Origin of the sequence: Arthrobacter globiformis, from assembly GCF_046536215.2 — a bacterium.
Classification (GTDB): domain Bacteria; phylum Actinomycetota; class Actinomycetes; order Actinomycetales; family Micrococcaceae; genus Arthrobacter; species Arthrobacter globiformis_E.
On the sequence record NZ_CM143421.1, the window covers coordinates 3,557,314 to 3,571,687 of the forward strand.

Sequence of the window (14,374 nt, forward strand, 5' to 3'; positions counted from 1 at the left end):
TGAGCTTGGCCGGATAGTATCGGCGTCGGGGGGACTTGACGCTGGGTCGGAGTCCCGCGCGGTGATAGGGGACGGATGAAAGGCATCAGCGCTCGGACGCTCCCGGAGCAGGATATCGACCGGCAGGCCGCGCTGCAGGCGTACGGGCTGCTCGGCGAGCAGGAAGGCGCCGCCTTCGCATCCCTCGGCACCCCCTCCCGCATAAACACAGGCCGCGTCGATTCCGCCCGCGCTGACGCTGCCCGCACCGCCCTGGACAACCTGGTGGACTTGGCCGCCAAGCTGTGCCACGTCCCCTTCAGCGTGGTGAATGTGATTACCGCGGACCAGCAGCGCCAGATCGCTGCGTCGGGCGTCGAGCCCGGCATCTGCTCCCGCGAGGACTCGATGTGCGCCCGGGTCTTCCTGACCCGGGAGACCACCGTGGTGAGTGATGCATCCGAGGACCCGCGCTTTGCCAATAATCCGTTTGTGACCGGCGAGATCGCCCGCGTCCGCTTCTACGCCTCAGTGCCGTTGGAAACCGCCTCGGGCTTCGTACTGGGCTCGCTGTGCGTTTTCTCCGATGCGCCGGCAAACCCCGAGCCGGAGCAGATCGCCATGCTGGAGCTCCTCGCCCAGCAGGCCGTGGAGCTGCTGGAACTCCAGCACCGGACCCTGCAGCTGAACGTGGCGCTGGATGAAGTAAAGCGGAGCAACGCCAAGCTGGGCGAGTTCGCGGGCCGCGTCAGCCACGACCTGCGCATTCCGTTGACCACGATCCTTGGCTACGTGGAACTGAGCGAGGACGACCCCGACATGCCGCCGGAGCACCCGGCCGCCGAGTACCTGCAGCTCATCGGCGCCAGCGGCCGGCGCATGCTCGCCATGCTCGAGGACGTGCTGGACTACTCGAAGGTGGGCGGCTCCCTGCATCCGCAGCCCGTCTCGCTGCGCGGGGCCGCCGCGGACGCCGCACGGGATCTCGGGATCCCGTTCGGCGCCGGGGCCACGCTGGACTCCGACGACGCGCAGCTGCACGCCGATCCGCTCCAGCTGCGCGCGCTGCTGCAGAATCTGCTCTCCAACTCCCTGAACTACCGCAGCCCCGACCGTCCCCTGGAAATCCGGATCAGCGCCGTCTCCAACTACCACGGGACCGCGGTGCTGGTGGCGGACAACGGCAAGGGAATCAGGCCGGCGGACAGGCAGCGCGTGCTGGAGCCGCTGGTCCGCCTGCACAGGGACGGGGACGGCCCGGGATCCGGGCTTGGCCTGGCCACCTGCCGGCGGATCGCGCAGGCCCACGGAGGTGACCTGACGCTGACGGAGACCCTCGGCGGCGGAACCACCGTGGTGCTCACCTTCCCCGCCGCACCGTGAACAGTCCAGTGAACGGCGCCATGATCCGCGCCTTGCTGCTGGTGCTCCTGCTCGTGCTGTTGCCTGCAGTCCTGCTGCCGGCCAGCCCGGCCGTGGCCAGCCAGGCGCCGGTTGGCCCGGTGCAGGCAGGCATCATGCCGGCCGCGTCGCCGGCCGCCGGCGAGACTGCCGATGCCGGCGGGCGCCCGCTCTTCGGCGCCGCACTGGAGTGGGGCGAGGACAGCGCCGCCGGTTTCGCGGAACGCCTGGGCGCCACGCCCGCCATCTTCGGCCACGACATCGCCTTCCCGCTGCAGGAATCCGAGAAGGTCCACATCCGCGAGTTCTTCCGGCAAAGCGACTCACAGGGAGCCCACGCCCTGCTGACGGTCAAGCCCTCGCGGGCCCTGGACCAGGTGTCCGCCGGGGACGCGGCAGCGTTTGCGCGGACGGTGTCACAGCTCAGCACCGGCTTCCAGGGCAGGCTGTACATCAGGTTCGCGCCGGACATGAACACCAGCTGGGTCTCGTGGGGCCAGCAGCCGGAGGACTACCGGAACGCCTTCCGGGCCGTGGCTGCGGCCTTCAAATCCCAGGACGACGCGGGCACCGTCATGGTGTGGCAGCCCTTCCTGGGCCGCGACTACCCCTTCGCGAAGAACCGCAACGCGCCGGCCCATGGGTCGGACGGCTTCAGGCTGCTGGACACCAACGGCGACGGGCGCTGGGACAGCGCCGATGACCCCTACTCCCCGTACTACCCCGGGGACGACGCCGTGGAGTGGTCGGGCCTGGGCGCCTACCACGACGACACCGGCGGCGCGTCTGCCGTCAACACCCTTCCGGCCGACGGCGAGCTGGCAGGCATGCTGACCGGCAGCGACGGCCGCGGCGCCTACACCGACTTTTACGCGGATTACGTGCAGGGCCGGAGCAAGCCGCTGATGCTGCAGACGGCCGCATTCTTCAGCTCCACCACGGGCGGTCCGGCAGAATCGGACATCAAGCTGGCCTGGTGGAACCAGGTGCTCGACGTCGCCTCATCCGCACGGTTCGGGAAGATCGGCGCCGTCGTCTGGGACGAACGGACCAGCACCCGGGACACCGGGGTGGCGGCCATCGACTGGCGGCTGACGGGACAGCCCGGCGTCGCCGCGGCCGCCGGCGCAAGGCTGGCGGACTCGGCCCTGGTGACCGGGCCGGTGACGGCCCGTGGCGGGCTGGGGGGCGACGAGTCAGGGGGCGTAGGAAAAGTCCTCGGCGGAATCGGTGCGTGGACGACGGCGGGTGCCCTGGCCGCCGTCGTAGGCCTCCTTTGGCTGCTTCCGCGCGTCCTGCCCCGGGCCGCGGGCTGGGCCTACGGCGACCCCTCACCGCGTGATTCCCGGGTGGACTTCCTGCGCGGCCTCGCCATTGTGTTCGTCGTGGTCAACCACGTGGGCATGACCTCACTGTTCCAGCTGTTCACCCAGGAAGCGGTGGGTTTTGTGTCCGGCGCGGAGCTCTTTGTGCTCTTCTCGGGGCTGGTGCTGGGCATGGTGTTCGGGCCCCGGGTGAGGGGCAGGTTCGGTGACGTGGTTGACCACACCACCAAGCGCGCCGGGAAGCTCTATGCCACGGCACTCACGGTGCTGATCGGGGTCTTCCTGATCTCCCTCGTTCCCGCGATCAACGCCGACACCCTGACATCGTTCGTGGACCAGGGCACCGGGGCGGCCGGACGCGGCGGAGCGGGCCGCTCCTACGACCTGTACGCAGGAATGGATTCGCTGCTGCACTTCCCAGTGGCACCGGAAGTCATTCCGGGCATCCTGCTGCTGCAGTTCGGCCCCTGGCAGTTCAACGTCATGGGCCTGTACGTGATCCTGCTCCTGGCCAGCCCCCTGGTCCTCTGGGCCCTGTCGCGCGGAAAGGTGCTGTGGGTGCTGGCCGCCACCACGGCCCTGTACGCGGCAGGAGCCATCTTCCGGATCCGGCTGCTGCCGTCCGAGTTCGAGGATTCCTTTCCGCTGCTGGTGTGGCAGGTGCTGTTCATCCTCGGCATGGTGGCCGGCTACCACCGGCGCCGGATCATCGGCTGGCTGGCCGCCCATTCGTGGGTGGTGGTGTTGTGCACCGTACTCGCCGCGGGGCTCGCGTTCCTGGCCTGGGGCAACCCCTACCTGGCCAACAGCTACGACGTCCGCGTGGCCGTCCTGCCGGACGCCACCTACCGGGCGCTGTACGACGCCTACTTCGGCCGGACCTACCTCGGCGTGGGACGGCTTCTGAACGTCCTGGTGCTGGTGGTGGCCGCCTACGCGCTGCTGACGGCGTACTGGAAGCCAGTGCACCGGGCACTGGGCTGGTTCCTGATCCCCCTCGGCCGGGCCACGCTGTACGTCTTCATCATCCACGTGGCCCTGATCGCCGTGATCGCCAACATCCCGGCCCTGCAGGAGGGCCAGGTGCTGTTCAACACCGCTGCCTACGCGGTGATCCTCGCGCTGCTGTGGATCATGGTCAGGACCCGGTTCCTGTTCCGCATCATCCCCACCTGACCGGGCCTGACCAGCTTGCCGCCGGGCTACTTCCTCGGGCTACCCCCGGCGGGCGGCCAGGGCGCTTCGCAGGGCGTCCGCCGCGGCCGGGCTGCTGTTGATCCGCCAGTCGGTCTCCTTGTTGAAGTCGAACCAGGTCAGGGCCGTGACGTCCCCCTGGGCGGCAAGGTAACCCACCAGGGACGACGTCCATTCGGCCTTCGACCCGCCCTGCTCCGCGGAAGACGTCTCGCCGATGAGGATCTGCTTTCCCGGAGCCAGGCCCCGGAGCTCCGCCAGGCCCTGCCCGAACAGCTGGGACGGCGAGACCCATGCGCTCCAGGACGCCGATGTGCCCCAGTTGTAGCCGTCGAGTGCAACCGCGTCCACGTAGGCAGCGCCGGGATAGAGGGCATCCAGCGGGGCCGAGCCCCAGTACGGCACGTTCGGGTTCCACACCCAGCTGACGTTTGCGGCGCCGGTGGAGGCGACAACGTCGTGGACGTGCCGCCAGGCGGCAACGTAGTCGCCCGGGCCGTTCCCGTTGAGCTGCTCAGACCACGGGTACCAGTTGCCGTTCATCTCGTGGCCGAAGCGCAGCATCACCGGGTGGCCCCAGTCCGCCAGGGACTGCCCCCACTGCCGCAGGTACGGATCGAAGTCGCCTGCGGTGATGCGGTCCAGCGAGTACGCGGGCTGGGACGTGCCTCCGCCCCAGGCCCATGGCTCCCACGTCAGCAGGACCACGGCCCCGCGGCTCCGGGCGGCCTCAAGTTCGGCGAGCGGCGGCGCCTGGTTGAAGTCCTTGTAGGACAGGATGATCGACGGCGACTCGCCGGCCAGTGCGGCCACCTCGTCCAGCTCCGCCGAAGCGAGCGGGCCGCCAGGGGTGCCCACCCCGAACCGCAGGGCGGACGTGCTGGGCTGCGGTGATGACGGCGCCGGTGACGTAGCCGCGGACGTCGCGGCAGACCCCGGGCCGGCTGCGGGTGCCACCTGCGCAGCCGGGTCGGCGGCGGAGGGGGAGCTGTACGTGAGGGTGAAGGGGGCCGATGCACTCACCCTGCCGGATACGGCCGTCACCGGAACCACCGGATTGGCACTCTCCGGGATGACGAGGGAAGCCGTGAAATAGCCGGACGCGGTGGCCGTGAACGGCGCAGTGTTGGTCCCGGCGCTGAGCGTTCCGGAACCCTTCTTGGGGAACCCGGTTCCGGTCACGGTGACAGTGGTGCCGGCGGGGCCGGAGCCGGTGTCGAGTTTGATGCCGGCCGTGGCGGCCTGCGCGGTGGCGATGCCGGCCGCTGTGATGCCAGGCAGGGCGACGCAGAGGACGACGATGACGGTGGCAAGGAATCTGGGCAGTCTCATAGTCCGCCCAAGGTACCGTCAGGATCTCGACGCACGCGCTGCAGGAGCGCAGCATCAGCCAAGGATTCGCACAGGCCTGGGAGTGGGACAGGCCCGGGAGCTGCGAAGGCGGTCAGGAACCTGGCGGTCAGGAACCGATGGGATCCCGGTCCAGGATCCAGGTGTTCGTCCCGTCCTGCCGGGTGAACGTCACGGTGGTGACCAGTGCGCGGATCAAAGCCAGGCCGCGCCCCGACTCGGCGTCCTCGCCGGGCATGGCAGGATCGCCGTCGTCGATGGCCGGACTGACGGCGCCGAAGGCGCTGACCTTGGCCCGCAGGCTCGACTGCCGGATGCAGATGTCCACACCAAGTTCCACGGGATCAGCTGACTCCGGCTTCGCATGCTGGACCACGTTGGCGGCGGCCTCGATCACGGCGGTGGCGAAGGTCATCCGGTCCATGTCCGGAACGAACGGGGCATCCTCCCAGAGGTCGTCCAGCTGGCCGTGCACCGCATCGACGGACTCGGGGGTGGCCACGCTCCGGAAGTTCCGGCGGGCCAGAACGTCAGTCATTGCCGAACGCCTCGTCAGCGGTGGCATAGGACGTCAGCACCCGGTCCATGCTGGTCAGCTCCAGGACCATCTTCACCTGCGGCTGGACGGCAGCGATGCGGAGGTCGCCGCCTGCCTGCCGGGCCGCCTTCAGACAGCCGATGAGGGCGCCGAGTCCCGAGGAATCCATGAAGGCGGTGTCTTCAAGATTCACCACGATCCGGCTGGATCCCGAGGCAACAACGTCCGCCACGAACTCCCGCAGCTTGGGCGCAGACACCATGTTCAGGCGGCCGGCGGCCTTGATTTCGGCGTACGAATCCTTGACCTCGTAACTAAGATCCATCCGTCTTCCTCTCTTCGATCAAACCCTCCGCCGGAAGGATCTCCGGCTCAAAACCCTCCGGCTCGAAACCGTCAGGCTCAAAACCCTTGTACAGAACCGCCCGGACCAGGATGCTCATGACCACGAGGTCGAACACCACCCAGGCCACGTTGACCAGCGTACCGATCGGTTCGGACATCCCGGCGGCAAGCCGCACGATGCCCACCACCGAGGAAATGGCCAGCAGAACGGAAACCACAATCTGCGGCCGGATCAGGCTCCAGCTGGGGCCGCCGGTCTGGCGGTCCTTGGGGGTGACGGCGAACCCAAGGGGACGTCCGAACCAGACGTTCCGGGCCGCCGTCGTACATGCCTTGATCCAGGTGGGGAACAGCGCAAGGCTGTACTGCTGCCCGCGCCAGGTGGGGATGCCGCGGCCTGCGATGGCAAACAGCAGTTGGTTGACCACCATGAACGGAATGAACCGGATGAAGAAGTCGGCGCTGAGGCTGGTGACCGGCAGGATTCCGAGCAGCAGGTAGACGATGGGGGCAGCAAAGTAGATCACCGCGGCGAAGCCGCTCAGGTACGTCCACATGGTGGCGAAGTACATGAGCCGCTGGCCCACTTTCAGGCCGCGCTGCACTAGCGGGTTTTCGCGGAGCATCACCTGGATGGTGCCCTGCGCCCAGCGCAGCCGCTGCGTAAGCATGGTGGCGAGGTCCTCCGGAGCGAGGCCGTAGGCGAGTACCTCGTGGTGGTAGACGCTCTCCCATCCCATGCCGTGGATGCGCATGGCGGTGGCCATGTCCTCGGTCACGGAAATGGTGGCCAGCGGCATGACGGGCTGGGCTTCGCCGGTGCGTTCCACGGAGAGGGCGTCCAGCACGGCCTGCACCGATTCGATGGCACCCAGCGGCGACCAGTCCCGGGCCGACATGCGCTGCACGGCGTCGTCGGCCACCACGGGGACGCCGGAATCACCCACGTGCGCCAGTTCCATGGCGGCGATTTCCTCGAGGTCTGCCTGCAGCGCGGACACATCGGCCTGGACGAGGGCCTGGACGGCCTGGTCCACCTTCCGGCGCACCCGGTAGGTGATCTCGCTGAGGGATTCCCCCTCGTCGAGCCTGCGCCGGGCCTCCGTGGTGGCGGCCTCCACCTCGTCCAGCATCTGCGCCACGAGGAGGTTGTCCGAATCGGCCGACTTCCGGGCCTTGCGGATGGCAGACTGCGATGCGGCGAGTGCGCGGCGGATGCTCTTTTCCGTCTCCTTGACGTATCCCACCAGGCCCAGCTGCATGAGGGCCTCGCGGCGGAGGATGGCGTTGGAACCGCAGAAGAACGCTGCGTTCCAGCCGTCCTTGCCCTGCTGGATGGGGCCGTAGAACAGCGGCGCCTGGCTGCCCAGGGGATCGGAGGCGGGGACGTTGCTGAAGTACTGCGGCGTCTGTACCAGTGCAACCTTGGGGTTGGTGAAGTAGCCCAGCGTCTTGTCGAGGATGTCCGGCCCCGGGATCTGATCGGCGTCGAGGATCAGCAGGAACTCGCCCTCGGTGACCATCAGGGCGTTGTTGAGGTTCCCTGCTTTCGCGTGCCGGGGCATGTTCGTCCAGTCCGCGCTGCGGGTGACGTATCCCAGCCCGTGCTCCTCGGCGAGGCGCTGCATCTCGGGGCGGGCGCCGTCGTCGAGGATCCAGGTGCTGTGCGGATGCCGGATGCGCTTCGCCGCGAGGGCCGTGGTCATCACGAGGTCCAGCGGTTCGTTGTAGGTGGTGATGAAGACGTCCACGGTGGCGTCGGCCGGGGGCGGCGGCGCGGCCTGGCGGATCTTCAGGCGCCACACGGTCATGCCGAACAGCATGACGTCGATCAGGCTGTACGTCTCGGCGGCCACGAGAGGCACGGCGATCCACCACGCCTCCCAGTTCAGTGAAGCCAGCCAGCGCCAGGCGATGTAGTTGATCCCGAGGAGCACCGTCAGGAGCACCACCACCCGGGTCCAGAAACGTGTCACTGCGCAGCCGTTCCGGCCGCACCGGCCACCGCCGGTGTTAGCGTCCGGCGCCGCACCACCACCGCGGTGACATCGTCCTCCGCGGTCTCAGCCGGGGCCAGTTCCAGCAGGGCGGCGCAGGCCGCCGCCGCGGTGGGCTGCCCGTGCGTCGACCGGCGGACGGCGTCGGTGAACTCCTCGACGGAGCCAAACACGTCCAGTACGCCGTCGCTGACGACGACGAGCGAATCACCGGCGGCAAGTTCCAGGTCCGCTTCGGTCCAGCCGACGTCGCCCCACGCCCCGACCGGCGGGCCCGCGGACGGAAGCCGCTGCGAACCGCCGTCGGCCTGGAGGTGGATCGCCAGGCCGTGGCCGGCGTCGACATACCTGACCTTGCCGGAACCGGCGTCCAGCCGGGCGTGGAAGAGCGTGACGAAGGACCCGGAGATGTCCAGGTCCGACGCGATCGAACGGCTGGCCAGGCTGAAGGCACTGCCGAGATCCGGCTCGTGGCGGACCGAGCGCATCACGGCCCGGGCGGTTGCGGCAATGAGGGCGGCGCCCATGCCCTTGCCCATGGCGTCGGCGAACGTCAGGTGCAGCCCGTCAGGCGTCTGGTACCAGTCGTAGAAGTCACCGCCCACGCTGCGCGAAGGGCGGAACACGCCTGCCACCTCGTAGCCGTCCAGCCGGACCTCCTCGCGGGGGAGCAGGCTTTGCTGGACCTCGGCGGCGCGGCGGAGGTCGCTCTGGGCGGCCTCGTCCGCGGCGGGGGTGCGGGAACGGCGGAACAGTGCGTTGATCCGGGACTGGAACTCTCGGGGGCTGAACGGCTTATTGATGTAGTCGTCCGCCCCGTTGTCCAGGCCGGTGAGCTTGTCCAGCTCGTCCACCCTGGCCGTGAGCATGATGATGAACGCGTCCGAGAACTCACGCAGCCGCTTGCAGACCTCCAGGCCGTCCAGGTCGGGAAGGTTCAGGTCCAGCGTGACCAGGTCCGCCTTGGTGTTCCGCACCGCCTCGATGCCCGGGAAACCGGCGCCGGCCTCGGTGACGTCGAAGCCTTGCTTGGACAGCACCCGGACCAGCAGGCCCCTGATATCCGGGTCGTCCTCGATCACGACGGCGCGGCGCGGCTCAGGGGTTGAAGACATGCCTCTATTAACTCCTGTCCCTACAGACTTGTCACGCCACACCGGTAACAAGTCCAGCCGGATCCTCCTGCCTAAACGCCCATCCCGACGCTCTATCACTTGCTGCGGTGTTTCTCCCGACGCTCTATCACTTGCTGCCGTGTCTTGAACGATCCTCTCTCGATCGGTGAGAGAGGGTTGGGGTTTTTCCTGCGGGTGGTGAGAGAGGGTCTGGGCGGCGGCGGGGCTTGGGGAGTTGGCGACGGAGAGGGTGGACGGGGCCCTCCGAGCGTCCAAGAATTGTCAAAGCTCGGAGAAGTAGGCTGGTCAAGCCGTGCTATCCGCCGCGGCACCGTTCCGGCCGGAAGATAATCGGATATGCAGATCCTGGTGGTTGAAGACGACGAATCGGTGGCCGCTGGCGTGCTGGAAGGCCTGACCCGGGCCGGTTTCCAGGCCCGGCACGTTGCTGACGGGGCCGGGGCGCTCGCCGAGGTCCGGTCCTCCAGCCCTGACTTCGTGCTCCTTGACCTTGGGCTGCCGGACATGGACGGGACGGACGTCTGCCGGTCCATCCGCTCCCTGACCATGACGCCGATCATCGTCGTCAGTGCCCGGGACGAGGAGATCGACCGGGTTCTGGCCCTGGAGCTCGGGGCTGACGACTACCTGGTAAAGCCGTTCGGCATGCGCGAACTCATCGCCCGGATCCGGGCCGTGGCCCGCCGCACGGCCGATCCGCAGTCCGGGACCGCCCCGCCGGCCGACGGCACCCGCGTGATCGGCACCCTGAGCATCGACCAGCGCTCGCGGAGGGTCCTGGTGGACGGCACCGAAATCCACCTCACCGCGAAGGAGTTCGAGCTCCTCTACTACCTGGCCGAGGACCCTGGCGCCGTATGCCAGCGCTCCGACATCCTGCGCGCTGTGTGGGACGGCACCTGGTACGGAACCACCAAGACCCTGGACGCGCACGTGGCCGCGATCCGGAAGAAGCTCGGCGATCCCCGCTGGATCGAGGCGGTGCGCGGCGTCGGATTCAGGCTGGACGTGCCCGGGTGAGGTGGCGGCTTATTGGCGCGTTCATGGCCATCACGCTCCTGGTGGTGCTGGTGCAGGACATTCCGCTGGGCAGCTACCTCGTCCGGGTGGAACGTGACCGCCTCGCCACCTCGCTGGAACGCGACGCCTTCCTGCTCAGCGGGCGGGCGCACCATCTGCTGGAATCCGGCGTCGCTGCCTCCGGGCCGGTGACCGCCGCCGTCCGGGATTATGGGCGCGCCAGCGGCGCCCGCGTCGTCATTGTGGACCGCACCGGGACAGCGGTGGCAACGTCCGACGACGACCAGTCGGCTACCGGGACCTCTTACCTTTCGCGCCCCGAGATTTCCGCCGCGCTCGCCGGCCAGATCACCTCCGGCCAGCGGCACTCGGACACGCTGGGGTTCGACCTTGTGTACGTCACGGTTCCCGTCCTTAGCGGCCAGAACATCACCGGGGCCGTGCGCCTGACCTATCCGGCCGCCGTGGTGGATGACCGGGTGTCCGGCCAGCTTCGGGTGATGTGGGCGGTGGCGGGCACCACCGTGCTGCTCGCCGGGCTGCTGGCCTACCTGATGGCCGGCGCCGTGACGCGGCGGATCGAGCGGCTGCAGAAAGCCACGGAGCTGCTGGCGGAAGGCAACCTGGCCACCCGCACCGAAGAGGAGCAGGGCCCGCCGGAGCTCCGCACCCTGGCCCGTTCCTTCAACCAGATGGCGGACCGGCTGGAGCACCTGCTGGAGCAGCAGCGCGGATTTGCCAGCGACGCGTCCCATCAGCTACGCACCCCGCTGACAGGACTGCGGCTGCGGCTGGAGAACGCCGTGGACGCCGTCGGCAACGATCCTGACGGCGCGCGCGTCATGGTGGCTGACTCGCTGGAGGAGACGTACCGGCTGCAGCGGATCATTGACGGGCTGCTCCTCCTGAGCCGCGCGGACGGCCGCCATATGGACCGTGAGGACGTGGACCTTAGCGAGATCGCCCGGAACCGCGTGGAGCAGTGGGAGGCGCTGGCAGAGGAAAGCGGGGTGCGGACGGTGCTGGACTCCGTTCCGGAGGCGAGGGTGAGGGCCATGCCCGGCGCGGCGGAACAGATCATCGACAATCTCATCGACAACGCCCTCGCCGTGGCTCCCCGGGACTCGGAGATCCGCCTGGTGGTCCGGCCGGACGGCGCCTCGGGAGGTTATGAGCTTCACGTGCTCGACGACGGTCCCGGGCTTTCCGAGGAGGACCGGCACCGGGCCTTCAACCGCTTTTGGCGCGGCCAGTCGACGTCCGAGGGCAGCGGCCTGGGCCTGGCCATCGTCCAGCAGCTCGCCGAGGCCAGCGGCGCGGCGGCATCCCTCGAAGCCAGGCCGGGCGTCCCGGGCCTGGACGCCCGCGTCATCTTCAGGGCCGCCTCGCACCCCTGACCATCCCACTGGTGGACCGCAGATGCACCACGGCGGGTTTCGCCATAGTCTGGCCCAATGGAATCAGGCACCGTGAAATCCGGCGAACAGGTTGACAGGCAGGCGCGCATTCTTGAAGCGGCGCTGGACCTGCTGTCACGCCACGGCATCTCAGGTGTGAACATGCGGGCTGTGGCCCGCGAAGCCGGGGTGGCCCTCGGGCTCGTGAATTACTACTACGAGGACAAGTCGAGCCTGATCCGTGCGGCCCTGCACCGGATTGACGAGCGGGATCTGCAGCTCGTCGCGCCCGACCCGGAATCTGACCCTGACGAACAGCTTCAGAAAGCCCTCCGGCGCGTCGCGGCCCCGGAACTGCTGACCACGCAGCACCTGTCCCTCCGTCTCCACCTGTGGGCGCTCGCGCAGGCCCATGAAGACTTTGCGCTGATCAATGCGGCGGCCTTTGACCGGTATCTGGATGGGCTCGCAGCCCTGATCGGTAATGCCAAGCCCGAGCTTTCCGCCGCTGAATGCAAGGAGCGGGCGGCCGACATCGTCGTCGTGCAGAACGGCATGTGGCTCACGGCCCTCCTTGGCGTCGACGAGGCATCCATCCAGCGGAGCCTCGCCCGCACAGAGCAGATCGCCTTCGCAGCCTAGCCGCTACCAGCCCCGGCGGTCACAAAACCCTCGAAAACAAGGCCTTCCCCCGGCCCGGGCAGACCTGCGCCCAAAAAATCTTGAACATCGGTTCAGTTTTAACCTTGAACGCTTGTTCAATCTGCACTAACCTGCTTGTGTATGACCTACACCACACAAACGGGGTCCCGCGGAAATAAAGGCGTTTCACCGGCGGCTTCCGGACTGCGGCTCAGGGACGACACCAGCAGCCGCACTCCCTGACCATCTCGTCAAACCCCACCGCCAGCGTCCGGACGAAGGACAATCCGCTCCCGGCAGGTGACCTGCACCAGGTAGAAGGAGATTTTGCATGACACAGACCAATTACGATTACGTCATCGTGGGCGGCGGAAGCGCGGGCTCCGTGCTCGCCAACCGCCTGAGCGACGGAGGCCAGAGCAGCGTCCTGGTCCTGGAGGCCGGGCGGAGCGACTACCCCTGGGACCTCTTCATCCAGATGCCTGCCGCGCTCACGTTCCCCAGCGGCAACCCGTTCTACGACTGGCGCTACGAGTCCGATCCCGAGCCCCACATGGGCGGCCGGCGCGTGGCGCACGCCCGCGGCAAGGTCCTGGGCGGCTCGAGCTCCATCAACGGCATGATCTTCCAGCGCGGCAACCCGCTCGACTACGAGCGCTGGGGCGCCGACGCCGGCATGGAAACCTGGGACTTCGCACACTGCCTCCCGTACTTCAACCGGATGGAAAACGCGCTGGCCGCCGATCCCGACGACGAACTGCGCGGACACTCCGGCCCGCTGGTCCTGGAGCGCGGCCCCGCCACCAACCCGCTGTTCCAGGCCTTCTTCGCCGCAGCCCAGGAAGCCGGCTACCCGCTGACCGACGACGTCAACGGCTACCGCCAGGAGGGCTTCGCCGCATTCGACCGGAACGTCCACAAGGGCCAGCGGCTCTCCGCCTCCCGCGCCTACCTGCGGCCCGAATTCGGCCGGAAGAACCTGACCGTCCTGACCCGAGCCCTCGTCACCAAGGTGAACTTCAAGGGCAACGTGGCCACCGGTGTCACCTACCGCCGCAACGGCAAGACCCACCAGGTGACCGCGGGTGAAGTGATCCTGGCCGGCGGCGCCATCAACACCCCGCAGCTGCTGCAGCTCTCCGGCGTGGGCAACGCAGCCCACCTGAACTCGCTGGGCATCAACTCCGTGGTGAACCTGCCCGGCGTCGGGGAAAACCTCCAGGACCACCTTGAGGTCTACATCCAGCACGCCTGCACCCAGCCGGTGTCCATGCAGCCGGCCCTGGATGTCTGGCGCATGCCGTGGATCGGGCTGCAGTGGATGCTGGGCCGGAAGGGCCCCGCAGCCACCAACCACTTCGAAGGCGGCGGCTTCGTCCGGTCCAACGAGGACGTGGACTACCCCAACCTGATGTTCCACTTCCTCCCGGTGGCCGTCCGCTACGACGGCCAGAAGGCGGACGCCAAGCACGGTTACCAGGTGCACATCGGGCCCATGTACTCCGATGCCCGCGGCAGCCTGAAGATCAAATCCACCGATCCCACGGTGCACCCGTCGATGCTGTTCAACTACCTCTCCACGGACCAGGACCGCCGCGAGTGGGTCGAGGCGATCCACGTCGCCCGCGACATCCTCGGCCAGTCGGCCATGGGGCCCTTCAACGGCGGCGAGCTTTCGCCCGGCCGCGCGGTGCAGACCGACGCGGAGATCCTCGACTGGGTGGCCCGCGACGCCGAGACGGCGCTGCACCCGTCCTGCACCGCGAAGATGGGCCCGGACTCCGATCCCATGGCCGTGGTGAACCCGTTGGACATGACGGTGCACGGCACCAGCGGCCTCCGCGTGGTGGACGCCTCGGCCATGCCGTACGTCACCAACGGCAACATCTACGCCCCGGTGATGATGCTCGCTGAAAAGGCCGCCGACCTGATTGCTGGCAAGGCCCCGCTCGCGCCGCAGCACGCCGAGTTCTACCGGCATGGCGTGAGCCCGCTGGAACGCGGCGGATCTGCGCCGGCAGCAGCCGCCGTGGCAGCGAAGGGCTAAGGG

At 68.3% G+C, this 14,374-nt stretch carries 11 protein-coding genes; 6 read left to right on the forward strand and 5 right to left on the reverse strand.

The genetic code is table 11. From position 1 onward, the window contains the following. Nucleotides 1-75: 75 nt before the first annotated feature. Both R5O87_RS15980 and opgC read left to right on the forward strand, forming a co-directional pair. Nucleotides 76-1,362 (forward strand): sensor histidine kinase, encoded by a 1,287-nt coding sequence (locus R5O87_RS15980; RefSeq protein ID WP_410557886.1) that lies wholly within the window; start codon nucleotides 76-78, stop codon nucleotides 1,360-1,362. A 20-nt stretch (nucleotides 1,363-1,382) separates the two neighbouring features. Continuing rightward, nucleotides 1,383-3,881, forward strand: a complete 2,499-nt coding sequence (opgC, locus tag R5O87_RS15985) for an OpgC domain-containing protein (RefSeq protein WP_410557887.1) — start codon at nucleotides 1,383-1,385, stop codon at nucleotides 3,879-3,881. A 39-nt stretch (nucleotides 3,882-3,920) separates the two neighbouring features. On the opposite strand, the gene R5O87_RS15990 is transcribed toward opgC, so the two are convergent. The 5 genes from R5O87_RS15990 to R5O87_RS16010 all read right to left on the reverse strand — a co-directional run bounded on the left by R5O87_RS15990 (nucleotide 3,921) and on the right by R5O87_RS16010 (nucleotide 9,244). Beyond that, nucleotides 3,921-5,231, reverse strand: coding sequence for a glycoside hydrolase family 26 protein (locus R5O87_RS15990; protein WP_410557888.1), 1,311 nt, complete (start codon nucleotides 5,229-5,231; stop codon nucleotides 3,921-3,923). 127 nt (nucleotides 5,232-5,358) lie between these two features. Next, a complete protein-coding gene (locus tag R5O87_RS15995) occupies nucleotides 5,359-5,787 on the reverse strand; it encodes an ATP-binding protein (RefSeq protein WP_410557889.1) in 429 nt (142 codons plus the stop codon). Next, nucleotides 5,780-6,112: an STAS domain-containing protein gene (locus R5O87_RS16000; protein ID WP_003803017.1), complete on the reverse strand. Its 333-nt coding sequence runs from the start codon at nucleotides 6,110-6,112 to the stop codon at nucleotides 5,780-5,782. The genes R5O87_RS15995 and R5O87_RS16000 overlap by 8 nt, the downstream gene beginning before the upstream one ends. Next, on the reverse strand, nucleotides 6,102-8,108 hold the full coding sequence (locus tag R5O87_RS16005; RefSeq protein WP_410557890.1) for a glycosyltransferase family 2 protein: 2,007 nt from the start codon (nucleotides 8,106-8,108) through the stop codon (nucleotides 6,102-6,104). Before R5O87_RS16005 ends, R5O87_RS16000 begins: the two co-directional genes overlap by 11 nt. Then, entirely contained in the window at nucleotides 8,105-9,244 is a 1,140-nt protein-coding gene (locus R5O87_RS16010) for a PP2C family protein-serine/threonine phosphatase (RefSeq protein ID WP_410557891.1), read from the reverse strand. The genes R5O87_RS16005 and R5O87_RS16010 overlap by 4 nt, the downstream gene beginning before the upstream one ends. A 357-nt stretch (nucleotides 9,245-9,601) precedes the next feature. Here R5O87_RS16010 and R5O87_RS16015 point away from each other — a divergent pair, with 357 nt between their 5' ends. From R5O87_RS16015 to betA, 4 genes are all read left to right on the forward strand, one after another. Further along, entirely contained in the window at nucleotides 9,602-10,285 is a 684-nt protein-coding gene (locus R5O87_RS16015; RefSeq protein WP_410557892.1) for a response regulator transcription factor, read from the forward strand. Between the two features lie 23 nt (nucleotides 10,286-10,308). Further along, nucleotides 10,309-11,682, forward strand: a complete 1,374-nt coding sequence (locus R5O87_RS16020; protein ID WP_410557893.1) for a sensor histidine kinase — start codon at nucleotides 10,309-10,311, stop codon at nucleotides 11,680-11,682. Between the two features lie 57 nt (nucleotides 11,683-11,739). Beyond that, nucleotides 11,740-12,324: a TetR/AcrR family transcriptional regulator gene (locus R5O87_RS16025; protein WP_410557894.1), complete on the forward strand. Its 585-nt coding sequence runs from the start codon at nucleotides 11,740-11,742 to the stop codon at nucleotides 12,322-12,324. Between the two features lie 331 nt (nucleotides 12,325-12,655). Beyond that, complete coding sequence (betA, locus tag R5O87_RS16030; RefSeq protein WP_410557895.1) at nucleotides 12,656-14,371, forward strand: choline dehydrogenase; 1,716 nt, start codon at nucleotides 12,656-12,658, stop codon at nucleotides 14,369-14,371. Nucleotides 14,372-14,374 lie beyond the last annotated feature (3 nt).